The sequence below is a fragment of the Bacteroides sp. MSK.18.37 genome, assembly GCF_019129155.2.
In the GTDB taxonomy this organism is placed as follows: domain Bacteria; phylum Bacteroidota; class Bacteroidia; order Bacteroidales; family Bacteroidaceae; genus Bacteroides; species Bacteroides ovatus.
This window is the reverse complement of sequence record NZ_JAHOIB020000001.1, coordinates 588,871-607,411: the sequence shown is the minus strand read 5'-3', so window position 1 is coordinate 607,411 and position 18,541 is coordinate 588,871. Positions and strand designations below refer to the sequence as shown.

The 18,541-nt window shown below is 43.5% G+C and carries 16 protein-coding genes and 1 tRNA gene; 9 read left to right on the top strand and 8 right to left on the bottom strand.

Going from position 1 to position 18,541, the window contains the following annotated elements:
• Positions 1-45 precede the first annotated feature (45 nt).
• From KSX81_RS02595 to KSX81_RS02575, 5 genes are all read left to right on the top strand, one after another.
• The gene (locus KSX81_RS02595) at positions 46-786 is read left to right on the top strand and encodes a (Fe-S)-binding protein (protein WP_004304789.1); all 741 of its coding nucleotides are present in this window, start codon (positions 46-48) and stop codon (positions 784-786) included.
• Positions 783-2,168 carry a lactate utilization protein B gene (locus tag KSX81_RS02590; protein ID WP_004316181.1) on the top strand — a complete coding sequence of 462 codons (1,386 nt, stop codon included), beginning with the start codon at positions 783-785 and terminating at the stop codon, positions 2,166-2,168. The genes KSX81_RS02595 and KSX81_RS02590 overlap by 4 nt, the downstream gene beginning before the upstream one ends.
• A complete protein-coding gene (locus KSX81_RS02585; RefSeq protein ID WP_004320694.1) occupies positions 2,165-2,746 on the top strand; it encodes a lactate utilization protein C in 582 nt (193 codons plus the stop codon). Before KSX81_RS02590 ends, KSX81_RS02585 begins: the two co-directional genes overlap by 4 nt.
• A 335-nt stretch (positions 2,747-3,081) precedes the next feature.
• Positions 3,082-3,954, top strand: coding sequence for a pyridoxamine kinase (locus KSX81_RS02580; RefSeq protein WP_004304792.1), 873 nt, complete (start codon positions 3,082-3,084; stop codon positions 3,952-3,954).
• A gap of 237 nt (positions 3,955-4,191) precedes the next feature.
• A complete protein-coding gene (locus KSX81_RS02575; protein WP_004320692.1) occupies positions 4,192-5,361 on the top strand; it encodes a DUF418 domain-containing protein in 1,170 nt (389 codons plus the stop codon).
• 10 nt (positions 5,362-5,371) lie between these two features.
• On the opposite strand, the gene KSX81_RS02570 is transcribed toward KSX81_RS02575, so the two are convergent.
• From KSX81_RS02570 to KSX81_RS02550, 5 genes are read right to left on the bottom strand one after another with little or no spacing between them, the layout of a single operon-like run.
• A complete protein-coding gene (locus tag KSX81_RS02570) occupies positions 5,372-6,631 on the bottom strand; it encodes a carboxypeptidase-like regulatory domain-containing protein (protein WP_004308291.1) in 1,260 nt (419 codons plus the stop codon).
• Positions 6,628-7,200 (bottom strand): RNA polymerase sigma factor, encoded by a 573-nt coding sequence (locus KSX81_RS02565; protein WP_004320686.1) that lies wholly within the window; start codon positions 7,198-7,200, stop codon positions 6,628-6,630. Before KSX81_RS02565 ends, KSX81_RS02570 begins: the two co-directional genes overlap by 4 nt.
• Positions 7,201-7,857 (bottom strand): lysophospholipid acyltransferase family protein, encoded by a 657-nt coding sequence (locus tag KSX81_RS02560; protein ID WP_004320683.1) that lies wholly within the window; start codon positions 7,855-7,857, stop codon positions 7,201-7,203.
• A gap of 24 nt (positions 7,858-7,881) precedes the next feature.
• Complete coding sequence (locus tag KSX81_RS02555; protein WP_004301949.1) at positions 7,882-8,838, bottom strand: phosphatidate cytidylyltransferase; 957 nt, start codon at positions 8,836-8,838, stop codon at positions 7,882-7,884.
• The gene (locus KSX81_RS02550; protein WP_004308290.1) at positions 8,835-9,491 is read right to left on the bottom strand and encodes a CDP-alcohol phosphatidyltransferase family protein; all 657 of its coding nucleotides are present in this window, start codon (positions 9,489-9,491) and stop codon (positions 8,835-8,837) included. Before KSX81_RS02550 ends, KSX81_RS02555 begins: the two co-directional genes overlap by 4 nt.
• 189 nt (positions 9,492-9,680) lie before the next feature.
• Between KSX81_RS02550 and KSX81_RS02545 the strand changes: the two genes are divergently transcribed.
• Positions 9,681-11,531, top strand: coding sequence for a vWA domain-containing protein (locus KSX81_RS02545; RefSeq protein WP_004308289.1), 1,851 nt, complete (start codon positions 9,681-9,683; stop codon positions 11,529-11,531).
• Positions 11,532-11,790: 259 nt separating this feature from the next.
• On the opposite strand, the gene KSX81_RS02540 is transcribed toward KSX81_RS02545, so the two are convergent.
• From KSX81_RS02540 to KSX81_RS02530, 3 genes are all read right to left on the bottom strand, one after another.
• Positions 11,791-11,863 (bottom strand) — tRNA-Trp (locus KSX81_RS02540).
• Positions 11,864-11,928: 65 nt separating this feature from the next.
• Positions 11,929-12,282: an arsenate reductase family protein gene (locus KSX81_RS02535; protein WP_004308288.1), complete on the bottom strand. Its 354-nt coding sequence runs from the start codon at positions 12,280-12,282 to the stop codon at positions 11,929-11,931.
• Positions 12,283-12,330: 48 nt separating this feature from the next.
• Complete coding sequence (locus tag KSX81_RS02530; protein ID WP_004320682.1) at positions 12,331-12,909, bottom strand: uracil-DNA glycosylase family protein; 579 nt, start codon at positions 12,907-12,909, stop codon at positions 12,331-12,333.
• 108 nt (positions 12,910-13,017) lie between these two features.
• Here KSX81_RS02530 and KSX81_RS02525 point away from each other — a divergent pair, with 108 nt between their 5' ends.
• From KSX81_RS02525 to KSX81_RS02515, 3 genes are all read left to right on the top strand, one after another.
• Positions 13,018-16,146 (top strand): SusC/RagA family TonB-linked outer membrane protein, encoded by a 3,129-nt coding sequence (locus KSX81_RS02525; protein ID WP_032849444.1) that lies wholly within the window; start codon positions 13,018-13,020, stop codon positions 16,144-16,146.
• 15 nt (positions 16,147-16,161) lie between these two features.
• A complete protein-coding gene (locus KSX81_RS02520; RefSeq protein ID WP_004320680.1) occupies positions 16,162-17,757 on the top strand; it encodes a SusD/RagB family nutrient-binding outer membrane lipoprotein in 1,596 nt (531 codons plus the stop codon).
• Between the two features lie 73 nt (positions 17,758-17,830).
• Positions 17,831-18,538: a DUF5020 family protein gene (locus KSX81_RS02515; protein ID WP_004320679.1), complete on the top strand. Its 708-nt coding sequence runs from the start codon at positions 17,831-17,833 to the stop codon at positions 18,536-18,538.
• Positions 18,539-18,541 lie beyond the last annotated feature (3 nt).

The following is an 18,541-nucleotide window of genomic DNA, read 5'->3' as shown; positions in this document are numbered from 1 at the left end:
TAGACGGGTGATGCGGAAGAAGCTTAAATTATTACAAAATATAGTATGAAAGTAGGTTTGTTTATTCCTTGTTATATCAATGCTATTTACCCCAATGTGGGAGTGGCATCGTATAGACTATTGAAAAGTTTGGGAGTAGACGTCGATTATCCGTTGGATCAGACTTGTTGCGGACAACCGATGGCAAATGCCGGTTTTGAAGATGAATCGATGAAATTGGCGCTCCGTTTTGACGATCTGTTCCGGGAATACGATTACATCGTCGGCCCTTCCGCCAGTTGTGTGGCATTTGTGAAAGAGAATCATCCGGGCATCTTGGAGAAAGAAGGACATGTTTGTCAGAGTGCGGGAAAGATTTATGATATTTGTGAGTTCATTCACGATGTCTTGAAACCTTCCAAAATTCCTGCACGCTTTCCTCATAAAGTCAGTATTCATAATAGCTGTCATGGGGTGCGCGAACTGTTGATTTCCGCTCCCACCGAACTGAATATCCCTTATTACAATAAATTGCGTGACCTGCTCAATCTGGTAGAAGGCATCGAAGTATTCGAGCCCAGCCATATTGACGAGTGTTGCGGCTTTGGCGGAATGTTTGCGGTGGAAGAGCAGGCAGTCTCCGTCTGCATGGGGCGTGATAAGGTAAAAGATCATATCGCTACCGGAGCCGAGTATATTGTCGGAGCGGACAGTTCCTGCCTGATGCACATGCAAGGTGTCATCAAACGGGAGCATCTGCCTATTCAGATTATCCATATTGTAGAAATTCTAGCGTCGCAATCATGAGTACAAAACATTCAAAGGCTGCCGAAAAGTTCTTGCAGGACAGCAAGATGGCAGCATGGCATAACGAAACCCTTTGGATGGTCCGTGCCAAAAGGGACAAGATGAGCAAGGAAGTTCCCGAATGGGAAGAGTTGCGCAACAAGGCTTGCGAGTTGAAACTATACTCCAACAGCCACCTCGAAGAACTTCTGCTGGAGTTTGAGAAGAATGCTACCGCCAACGGCGCCATCGTACATTGGGCAAAAGATGCCGATGAATACTGCGCCATCGTCTACGAGATACTGAATGAGCATAACGTCCACCATTTCATCAAGAGCAAATCCATGCTCGCCGAAGAGTGTGGATTGAATCCTTTCCTGATGGAGCGGGGCATCGATGTCGTAGAGTCCGATTTGGGCGAACGCATCCTGCAACTGATGCATCTCGAACCGAGTCACATCGTACTGCCCGCCATCCATATTAAACGGGAACAGGTAGGCGAACTATTCGAAAAGGAGATGGGCACGGAAAAGGGAAACTTTGATCCTACCTACCTGACTCATGCCGCACGTAAGAACCTGCGTCATCTCTTCCTCAATGCCGAAGCCGCCATGACAGGCGCCAACTTTGCCGTCGCTTCAACCGGTGACATTGTGGTCTGCACCAATGAAGGAAATGCCGATATGGGTACTTCCTACCCGAAACTGAACATTGCCGCTTTCGGTATGGAAAAGATCGTCCCGGATCTGGACGCATTGGGTGTGTTCACCCGATTACTCGCCCGTTCGGCCACCGGACAACCGGTGACAACATATACTTCTCATTACCGCCGTCCCCGCGAAGGCGGTGAATATCATATTATCATCGTAGACAACGGCCGGAGTGCCTTACTGTCCAAGCCCGACCATATCAAGACATTGAACTGTATTCGTTGCGGTGCGTGCATGAATACCTGCCCGGTGTACCGCCGGAGTGGAGGTTACTCTTATACATACTTCATCCCCGGACCTATTGGCATCAACTTGGGTATGGCCCATGCTCCGGAGAAGTATTATGATAATCTTTCAGCCTGTTCTCTGTGTATGTCCTGTTCCGATGTCTGTCCGGTGAAAGTAGATTTGGCCGAACAGATTTACAAATGGCGTCAGGATTTGGACGGACTGGGGAAAGCCAATACTGGAAAGAAGATCATGTCCGGCGGTATGAAGTTCCTGATGGAGCGTCCGGCATTGTTCAACGCAGCCTTGTGGGCAGCCCCGGTGGTAAATAGCCTGCCTCGTTTCATGAAATACAACGATCTCGACGATTGGGGAAAGGGGCGTGAACTGCCGGAATTTGCCAGCGAGTCGTTCAATGAAATGTGGAAGAAAAACAAAGTACAGGGAAAGGAGGAATCCAAATGAGTAGTAGAGAAGAAATATTAGCCAGCATCCGCCAGCATACGCAGACGCGTTATGATAAACCGGATATTGCGGATATGAAACGATTGTCATATCCTGATAAGATAGAACAGTTTTGTGCAATCAGCCGTGCAGTGGGTGGTGCGGCAGTTGTATTGGGCGAAGGGGAAGATGTGAATGCGGTCATACGCCGGACTTATCCGGAGGCTATGCGCATTGCTTCCGTATTGCCGGATATTTCCTGTGCTACGTTCAATCCCGATAATTTGGATGATCCGAAAGAATTGGACGGCACAGATGTTGCCGTAGTGAAAGGAGAAATCGGAGTAGCCGAAAACGGAGCCATCTGGATACCGCAGACGGTGAAATATAAAGCAATCTATTTTATTTCGGAGAAGTTGGTCATTCTGCTCGACCGGAATAAAATTGTAGATACCATGTATGACGCCTACCGTGAACTGGACGGACAGGAATATCAGTTCGGAACGTTCATCTCCGGTCCGTCAAAGACTGCTGATATTGAGCAGGCTTTAGTGATGGGAGCGCATGGGGCACGAGACGTGTTAGTGATATTAACCTAATGTTTCCGTGTTGATTATTCTAAAATAAATTTGGTTTCAAAACAATGGAGTTTTATATTTGTTAGTACAAACGAAATGGAGACTCCGTTGACGCTGTAAAAACAGAGGCTCTATTGATAAGAAATAGAGCCTTTGTTTCATATAAACAGAGCTTCCGTTTGATGTAAATAGAGGCTTTGTTTGGATAAAGTCCGGCTTCCATCGGATGTAATAGAGTCTTTTGGAGAATATAGTCGAATCTCCTTTGATGTAAATAGAATATCTGTTTCTGTTTGTCCATAGTAGATAAATGAATTTGTAGGATAAGAGTAGTAAAACGTTTAATTATAAATTATATGTATGCCAATAAAGTAAAGAAAATAGCCGCCGTCCATGACCTTTCGGGAATGGGGCGCGTATCTCTGACCGTCGTCATTCCTATTCTTTCATCCATGGGGTTTCAGGTCTGTCCGCTTCCTACGGCTGTATTATCCAATCATACGCAATATCCCGGTTTCTCCTTCCTCGACCTGACGGACGAAATGCCGAAGATTATTGCCCAATGGAAGAAACTGGAGGTAGAGTTCGACGCTATCTATACCGGATACTTGGGTTCTCCGAGACAAATTCAGATTGTTTCTGATTTTATCAGGGACTTTCGTCGACCGGACAGCCTGATCGTTGCCGATCCGGTGTTGGGAGATAACGGACGGTTGTATACCAACTTTGATGGAGAGATGATAAAAGAGATGCGCCACTTAATCACGAAAGCAGATGTGATTACCCCTAATCTGACGGAACTATTTTATTTATTGGATAAACCCTATAAAGCAGATAACACGGATGAAGAGCTGAAAGAATATCTTCGTCTTTTGTCCGACAAAGGTCCGCAAGTGGTTATCATCACCAGTGTTCCTGTACATGATGAGCCTCATAAAACATCTGTCTATGCTTATAACCGTCAGGGAAACCGCTACTGGAAAGTGACCTGCCCTTATCTGCCTGCACATTATCCCGGCACGGGCGATACTTTTACCAGTGTCATCACCGGCTCTTTGATGCAGGGAGACAGTCTGCCGATGGCGTTGGACCGTGCCACACAGTTTATCCTGCAAGGTATTCGTGCCACTTTTGGGTATGAATATGACAACCGTGAGGGTATTCTATTGGAGAAAGTGCTTCATAATTTGGATATGCCAATACAGATGGCTAGTTATGAATTAATATAAAAGATAAAGAGTTTTCACGGCTAAGAAAAAAGTCACACTGTAAAGATAAAGAATAAGGGCTGACTAAAAAGGACGGAATTGGTATAACCATCCCATCTGCGAGTGTACGTAAGTAGGGATGAAAAACAATTTCCCAGTCTTTTTAGTCAGTCCTTTTTAACGTTTACAAGCTTTTGTGTTTCAAATATTTCCATTAATTTTACCGGCATTAAAAAAAGGAATAATTATATCTAACTAATGACTCAAACACTAAAAACATCCGAACGTCTTGGAGTAGTGGATGCTCTGCGCGGATTTGCCCTTTTGGCAATTGTATTATTACATAATCTGGAGCATTATAATCTGTTCTTAGTACCGGAGAATGTGCCTGCATGGTTACAGACAATTGATAAATATGCATGGGACATCCTGTTTTTCCTGTTTGCGGGAAAGGCGTATGCTACTTTCTCTTTGTTGTTTGGTTTTAGTTTTTACATTCAGTTTCACAATGCAGAGAAACGTGGTATAGACTTCCGCGGACGATTTGCCTGGCGGATGTGTTTGCTTTTCCTGTTTGCGCAGTTACATGCCTTATTCTATAACGGGGATATTCTTTTACTCTATGCGGTAGTGGGTTTTGCGTTGATACCCGTGTGCAAGCTAAAGGACAAAACGGTCTTTTGGATTGCCCTCATTCTGCTTCTTCAGCCTTATGAGTGGGGACGTGCCATTTATGCGATGATAAATCCAGACTATGTTGTATCAACCGGTCATTTTATGCCTTATGCTATGCGTGCACAGGAGGCAACTGCCAATGGTAACTTCTTCGAAGTACTCTGTTCCAACATCTCCGACGGACAATTATACAGCAATATCTGGCAAGTGGAAAATGGTCGTTTGTTTCAGACGGCTGCCCTGTTCATGTTCGGAATGTTACTGGGGCGCCGGAAATATTTAATAAAGAGCGAAGAATCCGTACGCTTTTGGAAGAAGATGTTGAAAGGTGCCGTCCTCGCATTCATTCCTCTCTATTGCCTGAAAACTTTTGTGCCGGACTTACTCACCAATCCGTCCGTACAAATTCCTTATAAGATTGCCGTTCCGTCCTATGCCAATTTTGCGTTTATGATTATCCTGGTTTCTATCTTCACCTTGCTTTGGTTTAAGAAAGAGAAAGGATATGGCTGGCAAAGTCTGCTGATTCCTTACGGTCGTATGAGTCTGACAAATTACATTTCCCAATCTATTATGGGGGTAATCATCTATTATGGATTCGGATTAGCTATGTACAAATATGCCGGAGCAACGGCAAGTCTGCTGATTGCATTGCTCATCTTTACTGTTCAGCTGATATTCAGCCGTTGGTGGCTTGCCCGTCATAAACAGGGACCACTCGAATTCTTATGGCGTAAGGGTACTTGGATTTAGTGACTTCCCACTATTCGAATTTGACAGTTACTTCTGCAAGTTTGTTGCCGTAAATCCAGTCCGGTCCCTCCTGGATCAGGCGGATTGCTTCCTTATCAGCAGACTCGCAAAGGCTCTCTTTTACTTTGATGTAGAAGGGACGCCCTTCTTTATTAACAAGGAAAGTTAATACAACTTTTCCTTTCACTTGTGCGCACTTTTCATCCGCCGGACGAACGAGATTCTCCTTCAGGTATTTCTGATAGCTACGTTTACCGATGACAGGTTGTGGAGTGATCTCTTTCTCTGCCTGTTCCTCAACCTTCACAACACTTCCGAGGGTTGTTGACTTCTTATTTTTCTTAGCGCCATATCCCACTACCACCACTTCATTGAGTGTCTGTTTGTTTTCGTTCATGGCAATGAGCATCGTCCGGCTGGTATCTACCCGGATTTCTACCGGATCATATCCGATATATTCAGCTGTCAATCGTTTCTTATCATCCTTTTTGACTAACGAAAATTCTCCATTCATATTTGTGATGGTTCCGATATTCGTTCCTTTATATGTCACACTGGCTCCGATAAGCGGTTCTCCTTTTTCGTCGGTCACTCTCCCTTTAATCATGTTATTTTGAGGAAGGATAGTCGCTACCTTAGCCATCTTCATTTTCTTATCTGATTCAGATTCGAAAGTATCTATCGTTGCTACTACTTCTTGCAATGCAGCAGTCTCTTCCGAGACTTCTTCCATCATCGGCACAGCTGCCACAGGCGCACCTTGTGGTTGCGAAGTCGTTTGGATTTTGGCAATCATATCTTTCTTATCCGCTTGTCTCGCAGTAATTTCGGAAATAGGAGTGGAATCCGTTTTTACCTTTGTAGTAGCTAATGCGATTTCCTTTTGCGGAGTTGCGGGAACTGTTGGAGTGGCAGGAATTGCCGGAGTTGGTGGAGCTGCGGGTTCAGCCAACTTTGTGGAAACACTCTCTTCCGCAATGAACACTTCATCTGTCATGCTCTTTTTCAGGAACAGGAAATAACTGCTGATACCGAATCCGATAATCAGACACGCAGCGATGCTCCAGGTGATAGCATAAGTGTTCTTTTTCTTTGCCGAATGAGCAGAAACCTGCATCCGCAGTTTCTCGATCCGTTGTTCGTGATTTCCCTCCACCTGGTTGTATCCATCCATAGCATCGGCCAGGAAAGGGTCTTGCATCGACTCTTTTTCCAGCCGGTGTGCCTCTTTTCCTTTGCGGAGTCCTCGTATGTAGTCCAATAGTTTCATAGGGCTTGTTTCTTAATACAAATTTTTAAGTTTCGCTTTCCGTTTTGGATATAGCTTTTCACATTGTTCAGAGTAAATCCGGTCTGTTCCACAATGTCGGCATACGACATTTCCTCTAAAAAGAAACGCGTAATGCTGGTCCGTTGTTCTTCGGGCAACTTTTCGAGACAGTGATGTAATGCCTTTAGTTGTTCCTCTGAACTTTCCTCCTCACTTAATAGATGCAGAAATTCGTCGGATTCCATAACATTAACGGTATAATCTAACGTAATTTCTTTATTTTCCTTTCGTAAAAGTTGCAAGCAATGATTCTTTGCCACCCGGTAGAACCATGGCTTGAACACTTTTATCTCATAATTTCCCAATTTAGGCAATAAATCTTCAAACAACTGCATGACCGCCTCCTGTGCCCGGTCTTCATCATGCAGATATTTTAGGCAAAGTCCGTATAGTAACGGGATATATCGGTTATATAATTCGCCGAAATATTCCGTATCACCGGACTTCGTGTAATGTATTAGTAATTCCTCGTCCGATAGTTTTGATATTTTTCTTTTGAAAAACAACATCTATTCCTCTTCTTCGTCAATAATGACTTGATATTTTTCTTTCATTGCTTCAAAATCACCTGTAATCTGGTCTAATATTTCATGCGTATCCGTACTCTTTACCAATGCGGGCATACCGTAATAGATAGATGCTTTATATGGCAACAATATCATTTTTCCTTTGGGCAGAGAACGTCCCATACCGGTCATGAATACGGGAATATATTTCACTTCGGGTCGCAGAGACAGGATGCGGGCTATGCCGGATTTAATTTTTCCCATCTGTTCCGGCTTTCCTCTGGTTCCTTCCGGAAAAAGAATCAGTGAATATCCGGCGTCGATGGCTTCAAGCATCTTACGGATCGGATCATGCTCCGAATCTTTTTCTCCTTTTCTTCTGATTAGCAGTGTGTTGATGAAAAAGTTGCTGATGGAAGCCTGAAAGCGGGTTTTCCCGAAATAATCTTCTGCTGCTACGGGTTTGACTTTCCATAAAAGTCCTCCGGGCAGGGAAGATAACAAGCTTAGGGTGTCCAGATGGCTGTTATGGTTGGCAAGGATGATGAATTGCTTTTCCTTTTTGAGGAACTGGCAATCGGTGAACTGAACTCCTACAACCAATTTCAGAAACCATTGGAATACACCTTTATATATAATCTGCATGGCAGCAGCTTGCATGAATCTTTTTTCCATTCCCTCCGTTTAATATGCAATGTAATAAACTAAATGAAAAAATACAGGAGCCGTGTAGGCCAGAGAATCTATCCGGTCGAATACTCCTCCATGACCGGGAATACTGTTCCCCATGTCCTTAATTCCTTTATCTCTCTTGATGGCGGAGATGACTACGTCTCCCGAGAATCCGGCAATCGCAACGAGAGCACTTACCAGGATAACGTTGGGAGCGGAGAGGGGAGTCAGGAAACCGAGGAAGTAACCAATGACGGTAGTACTGATTACACCGCCCAGAAATCCTTCCCACGTTTTGTTCGGACTTACTTTCGGGAGTATCTTATGTCGTCCGAGAAGTTTGCCCCAGATAAATTGCATAACATCGTTGATTTCCGTAAGGAATACAAGGAATAATAGCAGACCTCGTCCTCCTGCATTGAATCCCGGAAGTTCAGGAAGCGACAGGAGATAAGCGAGGTGGCTGATACCGAATACTGAAAGCATCAGAATCCACTGCAACAGAGCCATCGACTTGGTAATTCCGTGGGTGTCTCCCTTTAAAACAAGTCGTAAGGGCAATACGAGAAACATAACTACCGGAATGAAGATGATGAATGCTCCATACCAGGCAAGGTAAGCAAGGTAATATTGAATGGGAATGGCCAATATCCCCCAAAACAATGCTCCGCGATCTGCCTCTCTGAATCCCAACACCGAATACAGTTCTCTGAAAGCGATGAAAGAGAGAAAGGCAAGGAAGAAGTAAGAAATGTTATAGCTGATAAATACAGCGCCGATAAACATGCCCGCCATGATCCACCATGAACGCGTGCGGGCGGAGAGTTCGCTGATATTTGTTTTTGGAGAGATCTTCTTTACGAGAAAAAGAATAAGGCTTGCCGTAACAAGCAGTCCGATGATGAGCGAAATGACGATAATCAATTCATCGCTTAGCGTAGGAAATATGATATCCAGTAGTTCTTTCATTTTATTTCATTGTTTGTTGTGTGTGACATGAGGTACAGACGGTGTATCAGTGTTGCGACAAGGCCGACGTTGATTATTATCAGAGCTATGAGACATACCATCCGGTCGTATCCTGCGTGAATGGTGCAGGTGGCTACTACAAAGGCAAGCGTGAGCAATGCCATGCGGTGTTGCTTGGCCATCGGACCGTTAAAGAAATGCTGGTGCGTTTTGTAGGCTCCTATCCAGCGGAAATAAGCTGTCATAACGGCAAGAAGGGCCGCTAGCCATCCCAGTTCAATACCGAATCCACCTGCTATATATCCGATGGGAATGATGAACAAAGCATCAGCAAAGCGGTCGGGCATATCATTGTAGAGATCTCCGTTGGCACTTTTCTTCCCTCCTTCAATAGCTACCATCCCATCGAACAGGTTGCAGAGTAACCGCGACTGCATGCAAACGATGAACAGAATGTAGGCTACATACTTGTTAAAACCGGGATCAATGACTGTGCCGATCAACAGAAGGCACCCCACCATAGCGAAGAATACGCTCATCATGGAAATTTGATTGGGAGTGACACCCCAACGAGTTAGTTTGCGGGCAATAATAGTAGCCCAGGCTGTGTTTCGTGAGGCTATTTCCCGCCTTCCGTCGACTTCGTTTTTCATATTTATAATATGTTTATGATCGGCAAATATACACATCATCTTAAGAGTTGCAAAGGAATGAGTGAGAATTTTGAAATGACTCTTTTTTCTGCCGGATAAAAAAAAGTTCAGGCAATTTATGGAATCTGTGTGAAATGTGCATCTCTATAATAAAAGCGAACTAATAGTAACATTTTAAAATAAGAAGTTATGAAAACAAATCAATTCAGAGCGATGATGCTCGTACTGCTAATGGCGGTTATTTCTTTAGGTAGGATGAATGCGCAAGTTATTACTGTGTCGGGTACGGTGACGGATGCAAAGGATGGAAATCCGCTTGTAGGTTGTTCGGTACAGATCAAGGGTACTTCGAAGGGTGCAATAACGAATATGAAGGGCCAGTACACCATTCAGGCCAAGAAGGGGGAGACGTTGTTGTTCCAGTATATCGGGTATAAGCAAGAGAGAAGGGTGGTGAAATCGGCTACGCTGGATGTGAAGATGAAAGCTGATGATGTGGTATTGGAAGAATGTGTAGTGGTAGGATACGGGCATGAGCTAAAGGCTACTAAATCGGTGTCTGCTGCTTATATGGCGGTATGTCCGACACCGGGAATCATGTATGATGCTGTAAATGCGGAAGAATACGGGCAGATTCAGGAGAATGGATTTAAGAGTGTGTCGGATGCTCCGCTTTCTACTTTCTCTATTGATGTAGATGCTGCTTCTTATAGTAATATGCGTCGTTTTATCAATAAAGGTGAATTGCCTCCTGTAGATGCTATCCGTACGGAAGAATTAGTGAACTACTTTTCCTATGATTATCCGAAACCGACAGGAAGTGATCCTGTGAAAATCACGATGGAAGCCGGAGCATGTCCCTGGAATGCGGTTCACCGTCTTGTGCGTATTGGCTTGAAAGCTAGAGAAATTCCGACGGATAATTTGCCTGCATCTAACCTGGTGTTTCTGATTGACGTCTCCGGCTCTATGTGGGGAGCCAACCGGTTGGATTTGGTGAAATCATCTCTCAAATTGTTGGTAAACAACTTACGGGATAAAGATAAAGTAGCTATCGTGACTTATGCAGGCAGTGCCGGTGTGAAACTGGAGGCCACTCTGGGTAGTGACAAACAGAAGATTCGTGAAGCGATAGATGAATTGACGGCAGGTGGTTCTACGGCAGGTGGTGCGGGTATCCTGTTGGCGTATAAAATAGCCAAGAAGAATTTTATCTCTAATGGTAACAACCGTATCATACTTTGCTCCGACGGTGATTTTAATGTGGGTGTTTCTTCCGCCGAAGGATTGGAACAATTGATTGAAAAAGAACGTAAGAGTGGAGTGTTCCTTACCGTATTAGGTTATGGCATGGGTAATTATAAAGATAAGAAGATTCAGGTGTTGGCAGAAAAGGGAAACGGTAATCATGCTTATATAGATAACTTGCAGGAAGCCAATCGTGTTTTAGTAGGCGAATTCGGCGCTACATTGCATACAGTGGCGAAAGACGTCAAACTGCAAGTGGAATTTAATCCTTCCCAAGTGCAGGCGTATCGTTTGATTGGTTACGAAAGCCGTCTGTTGAAAGACGAAGACTTTAATAATGATGCTAAAGATGCCGGAGATATGGGTGCGGGACATACGGTAACTGCTTTTTACGAAGTGATTCCTACAGGTATAAAGAATGAATATGTGGGTAAAATAGACGATCTGAAATATCAGAAGAAAGAGAAAGTGACAGTGAAACCGACAGGCTCTAATGATCTCCTGACTGTGAAACTGCGTTATAAAGCTCCGGATAAAGATGTCAGCAAGAAAATGGAACTTCCTTTCGTTGATAATAAAGGTAATAATGTTTCTTCTGATTTCCGCTTTGCTTCTGCAGTGGCTATGTTCGGACAGTTGCTTCGGGACTCTGACTTCAAAGGAAATGCCAGTTACGATAAAGTGATTAATCTGGCCAAACAGGGACTGAATAATGATGATAAAGGATATAGAAGAGAATTCATCCGTTTGGTTGAGGCTGCCAAAGGATTGGAAAGAACGAATAAGAACTAGGAAATCGGGCGGGAGTCATTGTGAGTGTACGCTATATGACTATGCGTAAGATTCGCAGATATGAATGAACGTAGAATTCCAGATGGATAATCGTAGAAAATGATAGTGACGGTATATGTTCGGGATAGTGACGCTATCGCTGTTGTATACCGTCACTATCTTTGTCGGATAGCGTCACTATCATTTATTTCGTCCGAATTTCGTCCGACCTGAAACGAAAAATAGCCGTAAACTTATTGTTTACAGCTATTTAACTCTGCACGGGAGGAGAGGCTCGAACTCCCGACACCCGGTTTTGGAGACCGGTGCTCTACCAACTGAGCTACTCCCGTGTTTGCGGCTGCAAAGGTAGTAGAAACTTCTGAATCTCCAAACATTCGGGTAAATAAGTTTTGAATTATTTTAATTTTTCCCACTCATCGGGCTTAAAACCGACCAGAACGAAGCTGTCTGTCACTACCAATGGGCGTTTCACCAATTTACCGTTGGTTGCCAATAGTGCTATCTGTTCTTCCTCACTCATTGCAGGTAGCTTCTCGCTTAGTTTCAGCTCTTTATATACTAATCCGCTCGTGTTGAAGAATTTCTTCACCGGCAGACCGCTGCGCGGAATCCATGCCTTTAATTCTTCCACCGTAGGATTTTCTTCTACGATTAAGCGGTTGGTAAACTCAATGTTATTTTCTGTTAACCATTTCTTGGCTTTTTGGCATGTGCTGCATGCCGGGTACTGCAAAAATAATGTTGCCATATTCATTTATAATTTAATACTTGATATTTAATACTTAATACTTGAACTTCACTTCAATATCTGTAAATCCTGAAACATAATCCGGTAAGCGGCTGCTTTCTTGTCCAATGCTAATGGATACGCCCTTGATGATGAGGGCATCCGGTATAGTCGCAAGGCACGACCTTCGAAAACAAATTCGGAGTAATCACCTACTTTGGGTTCTTCTATGTCGAATTGCTGTCGGAGAGTGTCCGTTGCTTTTTGGCCCGTAGTGACGATTGCTTTGCATTCGGGAAGCTGCCGCAGTAATGCTGCAACATCGGTGGCTTCCACTACTTCAAGAAACTTGTCCGATGCATTATCCTGCAACCGACGAATGGATGAAGCGGTATCAAATAGGGCAATCCCCTTTTCGTTTAAAAAGTCTATGATTTGCTCGCGGCAGAACGATTTTAGTGTCGAATTCAGAAAGTGATTCTTATCATTAAAGAATAAGATTCCATATATACGCCACATGTCGTTGTTTAGGTTCGGGTAGTAAAACTCCATAGACCAACGTTTTTTCTGTGGCGGAAAACTTCCCAGCATAAGTAATTTTGATTTCGCTGGGAGAAACGGTTCTAACGGATGTATTTCGATTTCCATAATTTCTTTCATTTTAATTTCGTACAAAAATAGTGATAATGTTTATTTCCTTCAAAATCAATGAGAAAAAATGCTAGATTTAAAATAATTAGTTATTTTTGCGGCGTGATGAACAAACAATATTTTATTATATCATTGAAAAAAGAAGTTTTTGTGAGTTGCTTCTTAATAGGCCTGTTTTTTCTGGAGGGAGGAAATTGTTATGCTTCGGAGCAACAAGCGTTAAGAGGGACGATAGAAGTTCCTTCTGATCATAATACCGTGAGAGGGCGTGTAATTGATATCTATGGTGAACCACTGATCGGTGCTACAATACGCGAAAAGGGGGGAGCCAATGGTACTGTGACCGATATTGATGGAAAATTCTTTTTGTCTGTGCCGGATAGTGCTGTCTTACAAGTTTCTTTTGTGGGTTATAAGACTGTAGAAGTCAATGTGGCAGGTCGGAATGTGCTTGAAATACGTCTTCAGGAAGATGCGGTGATGCTTGAACATGTCATCGTAACGGCCTTGGGACTTGAAAAGGATGAAGCTACATTGGCCTATTCTGTGCAAAAAATCAAGGGAGAAGAACTGAACCGTGTCAAAGAAGTAAATATGATTGCTGCTCTGGCGGGAAAAGCTGCCGGTGTGCAAATCAACAAAAACTCTTCCGGTATGGGCGGTTCCGCAAAAGTCAGTCTCCGGGGAATCCGTTCGGTATCCGGTGATAATCAACCGCTTTATGTAATAGATGGAGTGCCGATGTCGAATACCTCTTCCGAACAGGCTTATTCGGCTATTGGTGGTACGGCGAATGCAGGGAATCGTGATGGAGGAGACGGAATCTCTAATCTGAATCCGGAAGATGTAGAAAGCATCAGTATTCTGAAAGGTGCTCCTGCTGCGGCTTTATATGGTAGCATGGCTGCTAACGGAGTGATTCTTATCACGACTAAAAAAGGCAACTCTGTCGGACAAAGGAATATTAATTTCTCTACAGGACTCACTTTCGAGAAAGCATTCAGTATGCCTAAAATGCAGAATCGTTATGGTGTCAGTGATGTGGTAGACAGCTGGGGAGAGAAAGAGAATCTGATGGCTTATGATAATCTGGATGATTTTTTCCGTACCGGATTGACATCGATGACTTCCGTATCTATCAGTTATGGAAATGAAAACCTGCAAACTTATTTCTCCTATGCCAATACTACCGGAAAGGGGATTATCGACAAGAATAAACTGAAAAAGCATAATATAAACTTGCGTGAGACGGCTACCATGTTCGACAAACGTCTGAAACTGGACGGTAGTGTGAATGTGATGAAACAGACCGTCGAGAATAAGCCGGTGTCGGGAGGTTTCTATATGAATCCGTTGGTAGGGCTCTATCGTTTTCCTCGTGGGGAGGATTTGTCTTATTATAAAGATCATTTTGAAACCTATGACGAAGAACGGAAACTGGGTGTGCAGAATTGGCATACGTTTACCGAAGACTTCGAACAGAATCCATACTGGATAACGAACCGCATACAAAGTAAAGAAACACGTACACGCATTATCCTTTCTCTTTCAGCAAACTTTAAGGTAAATGATTGGCTGACGATTCAAGCCCGTGGAAACATGGATTATTGGGCGGACAAGTTACGCCAGAAATTCTATGCGTCTACTGCCACCGCCCTGTGTGGAGCGAACGGACGATATATCGAGATGGATTATCAGGAAACCCAGATGTATGGTGATGTCATGGCGATGGTGAAGAAAACCTGGGGGGATTTTACACTGGATGCGGCGATTGGTGGTAGTATAAATGATAAAGTCGTTAATTCTACCCGATATGATTCGAAAAATGCATCTTTGAAGTTTGCTAATGTGTTTAATATTGCCAATATCGTCATGAACAGTTCTGCCAGTATTGACCAGCGAATAGATCAACGCCGTCAGTTGCAATCTATATTCGGTACGGCACAGATCGGTTATAAGGAAAAATTGTTTCTTGATTTGACGGCCCGTAATGACTGGGCGTCAACCTTGTCTTATACCAGCCATGAAAAATCCGGATTCGCTTATCCTTCTGTAGGGCTTTCCATGCTACTTGATAAATGGGTGAAGTTACCCGAATGGGTTTCTTTCGCAAAATTGCGTGGCGCTTATAGTAAAGTAGGGAATGATATTCCTCCATTTATCACTAATCCCTCTTCGCAGATCAATGCCGGTGGCGAGATACAGGCGAATGACGCCGCACCTTTCAAGGAAATGGAGCCGGAAATGACTCATGCCATCGAATTTGGAACTGAATGGCGATTCTTTCAACACCGTTTAGGGGTTAATCTGACTTATTATCGTACCAATACTTATAATCAATTCTTCAAACTTCCCGCACTTGCAGGTGATAAGTATGCTTACCGATATGTAAATGCCGGAAATATCCAGAATCGGGGATGGGAATTGACACTGAATGGAACTCCCGTATTAACTCCTGATTTCAACTGGAAAACTTCTGTAAACTTCTCTACCAATAAGAATAAGATAGTGAAGTTGCACGAAGATCTGAAAGAAATGATTTACGGGCCTACCAGTTTTTCTTCCAGCTATGCCATGAAACTTATTAAAGGCGGTTCTATCGGTGATATATATGGTAAGGCTTTTGTGCGTGATGATGCAGGCAATATCGTTTACGAAACAGAGGGTGATAATAAAGGACTTCCATTGGTGGAGGGCGATGGGAATACGGTGAAAGTAGGAAATGCCAACCCTGTCTTTATGATGGGATGGGATCATACATTCTCTTACAAAGGCTTCACCCTTTATTTTCTGCTTGATTGGCGCTACGGAGGTGAAGTCCTTTCGCAGACACAGGCGGAAATGGATCTTTATGGAGTATCTGAAATAACGGCCGATGCGCGTGACAGGGGATATGTAATGCTCGACGGTCAGCGTATAGACAATGTGAAAGGATTCTATAAAATAGTAGGCGGGCGTGCCGGGGTGACGGAATATTATATGTATGATGCTACGAATTTACGGTTGCGTGAAGTATCATTGAGCTATAATTTCTCCAAGAAGTGGATACAGAAAACGAAGGTACTGAAAGATGTTCAGCTTTCGTTTGTAGCTCGCAATCTATGTTTCTTGTATAAGAAAGCTCCTTTTGATCCGGATCTGGTACTTTCTACCGGAAATGATAATCAAGGAATTGAAGTGTTCGGAATGCCTACGACCCGTAGTCTGGGCTTTACTCTGAAATGTGAATTTTAAAGGCAGGAGAGAGAAATGAAGAGAAAATATGTATATCTATATTTGTTGGGTTTATTGCTGTTCTCTGTAGCTTGTACCGGTAATTTCCGTGATTACAATACCGATTTGTCCGGTATCACGGATGATGACTTGATTATTGATGACAATGGCTATGGAATCCGTTTGGGAATTATTCAGCAAGGTATTTATTTTAATTACGACTACGGAAAAGGAAAGAACTGGCCTTTCCAGCTGATACAGAATCTGAACGCGGACATGTTCAGTGGGTATATGCATGACGGCAAACCTCTGAACGGGGGCTCGCATAACTCCGATTATAATATGCAGGACGGCTGGAATAGCGCTATGTGGACACACATGTATTCTTATATTTTCCCACAGATATATCAGTCGGAGAATGCTACCCGAAATACACATCCTGCTCTGTTCGGGATAACGAAAATATTAAAGGTGGAAGCGATGCATCGTGTGACGGATTATTATGGTCCTATCATTTATAAGAATTTTGCTAATGCCGAAAAACATTACCGTCCGGATAAACAAGAAGATGTCTATTATGAGTTTTTCAATGAACTCGATTCTGCCGTAGTTGCCCTCATCGGGTATATAGAGGAGAAACCGGAATCCAATGGATTTGCACGTTTTGATATTTTGTTGGACGGGAAATACGCTTCCTGGGTGAAGTTTGCCAATTCGTTGCGTTTGCGGTTGGCAATGCGTATTGCCTCTGTTGCTCCCGATAAGGCTTGTGCTGAAATACAGAAAATAAAAGAAAACGATTATGGCTTCTTTGAAGCGGAAACAGGCGGAGCAATCGTTTCTACCAAATCCGGATATACCAATCCATTGGGAGAACTTAACCGTGTGTGGAATGAAACTTACATGAGTGCTAACATGGAATCAATCTTGGTCGGATATGATGATCCTCGTCTTGGAGCTTATTTCGAACACTGTACGGATGAAGCTTTGAAAGGACAATATCGTGGAATTCGTCAAGGGACATGTTTTGCTCATAGTCATTATTCCGGATTGTCGAAGCTGTTTGTCCTGCAAAGCACCGATGCGCCTCTGATGACTGCTTCGGAAGTCTGGTTTCTGCGTGCCGAAGCCGCTTTGCGCGGGTGGACCGATGAAGATGAAGAAGCTTGTTACCGGAACGGCGTAACTACCTCTTTTCATCAATGGGGAATTTATGGGGTGGAGGATTACCTGAAAAGTGAGCTGACAGCTTCCGACTTTATAGACACTTATGATGAAGAAAATAATATAGAAGCGCGTTGTAAAGTCACTCCCAAATGGAATCCGCAGGATGATAAGGAGACAAAACTGGAGAAGATTATCACGCAGAAGTGGATTGCCATGTTCCCGGAAGGTTGCGAAGCTTGGGCCGAACAAAGACGAACGGGATACCCCCGTTTATTTCCCGTTCGATTCAATCATAGTAGGAGCGGATGCATCGACACGGAGATCATGGTGCGCCGTCTTAATTTCCCAGGTACATTGCAGACAGAAGACCCGGAGCAATATTCTGCTCTTGTCGAGGCTTTAGGCGGAGATGACCATGGAGGTACAAGACTCTGGTGGGATACGGGAAATAATAACCTGGAATAAAAAAAGACAGAAGTAATGTGCTTATATGTGTAGCTTTAACTATTTTTGCATCTTCATTTAAACACATTTACTTATGAAACAGATTATCTCTGCTCTTTTCCTTTGTATGTTGCTCTCTGGCGTACCGAGATTGCAGGCGCAAAACATTCAGCTACATTATGATTTCGGACGTTCTTTGTATGATAAAGATTTGCAAGGTCGCCCGCTGTTCACCTCCACTGTGGAGAAGTTTCATCCTGATACTTGGGGAAGCACTTATTTCTTTGTTGATATGGATTACACCTCCGAGGGTGTCGCTTCCGCTTATTGGGAAATAGCACGTGAGATAAAATTCTGGAAAGGTCCTTTCTCTGCACATCTTGAATATAACGGTGGATTATCGAAAGGCATGTCTTATAAAAATGCTTATCTGGCAGGAGCTACCTACACTTTTAATAATGCTTCCTTTTCCAAAGGCTTCACGCTGACTGCTATGTATAAGTATATTCAGAAACACCAATCGCCCAACAACTTCCAGCTGACAGGTACGTGGTACGTAAATTTCTGCCGCAATCTGCTCACTTTCTCCGGCTTTGCCGACTGGTGGCGCGAAGAAACCAACTATGGAAAGACTATCTTTCTCTCCGAACCACAATTCTGGGTAAACCTAAACAAAATCAAAGGAGTAAATAAAAATTTCAATCTTAGTGTTGGCTCCGAAGTCGAATTAAGTAATGACTTCGGCGGTCGTGATGGCTTTTATGTTATCCCGACACTCGCTCTGAAATGGACGCTGAACTAAAAA

Coding starts and splice junctions, on each gene's coding strand:
- KSX81_RS02520 (WP_004320680.1), top strand. CDS start 16,162: ATGAAGAGAAAATATGTATATCTATATTTGTTGGGTTTATTGCTGTTC.
- KSX81_RS02545 (WP_004308289.1), top strand. CDS start 9,681: ATGAAAACAAATCAATTCAGAGCGATGATGCTCGTACTGCTAATGGCG.
- KSX81_RS02595 (WP_004304789.1), top strand. CDS start 46: ATGAAAGTAGGTTTGTTTATTCCTTGTTATATCAATGCTATTTACCCC.
- KSX81_RS02565 (WP_004320686.1), bottom strand. CDS start 7,200: ATGTTGTTTTTCAAAAGAAAAATATCAAAACTATCGGACGAGGAATTA.
- KSX81_RS02525 (WP_032849444.1), top strand. CDS start 13,018: ATGAACAAACAATATTTTATTATATCATTGAAAAAAGAAGTTTTTGTG.
- KSX81_RS02530 (WP_004320682.1), bottom strand. CDS start 12,909: ATGGAAATCGAAATACATCCGTTAGAACCGTTTCTCCCAGCGAAATCA.
- KSX81_RS02555 (WP_004301949.1), bottom strand. CDS start 8,838: ATGAAAGAACTACTGGATATCATATTTCCTACGCTAAGCGATGAATTG.
- KSX81_RS02560 (WP_004320683.1), bottom strand. CDS start 7,857: ATGCAAGCTGCTGCCATGCAGATTATATATAAAGGTGTATTCCAATGG.
- KSX81_RS02585 (WP_004320694.1), top strand. CDS start 2,165: ATGAGTAGTAGAGAAGAAATATTAGCCAGCATCCGCCAGCATACGCAG.
- KSX81_RS02570 (WP_004308291.1), bottom strand. CDS start 6,631: ATGAAACTATTGGACTACATACGAGGACTCCGCAAAGGAAAAGAGGCA.
- KSX81_RS02515 (WP_004320679.1), top strand. CDS start 17,831: ATGAAACAGATTATCTCTGCTCTTTTCCTTTGTATGTTGCTCTCTGGC.
- KSX81_RS02590 (WP_004316181.1), top strand. CDS start 783: ATGAGTACAAAACATTCAAAGGCTGCCGAAAAGTTCTTGCAGGACAGC.
- KSX81_RS02550 (WP_004308290.1), bottom strand. CDS start 9,491: ATGAAAAACGAAGTCGACGGAAGGCGGGAAATAGCCTCACGAAACACA.
- KSX81_RS02575 (WP_004320692.1), top strand. CDS start 4,192: ATGACTCAAACACTAAAAACATCCGAACGTCTTGGAGTAGTGGATGCT.
- KSX81_RS02535 (WP_004308288.1), bottom strand. CDS start 12,282: ATGGCAACATTATTTTTGCAGTACCCGGCATGCAGCACATGCCAAAAA.
- KSX81_RS02580 (WP_004304792.1), top strand. CDS start 3,082: ATGTATGCCAATAAAGTAAAGAAAATAGCCGCCGTCCATGACCTTTCG.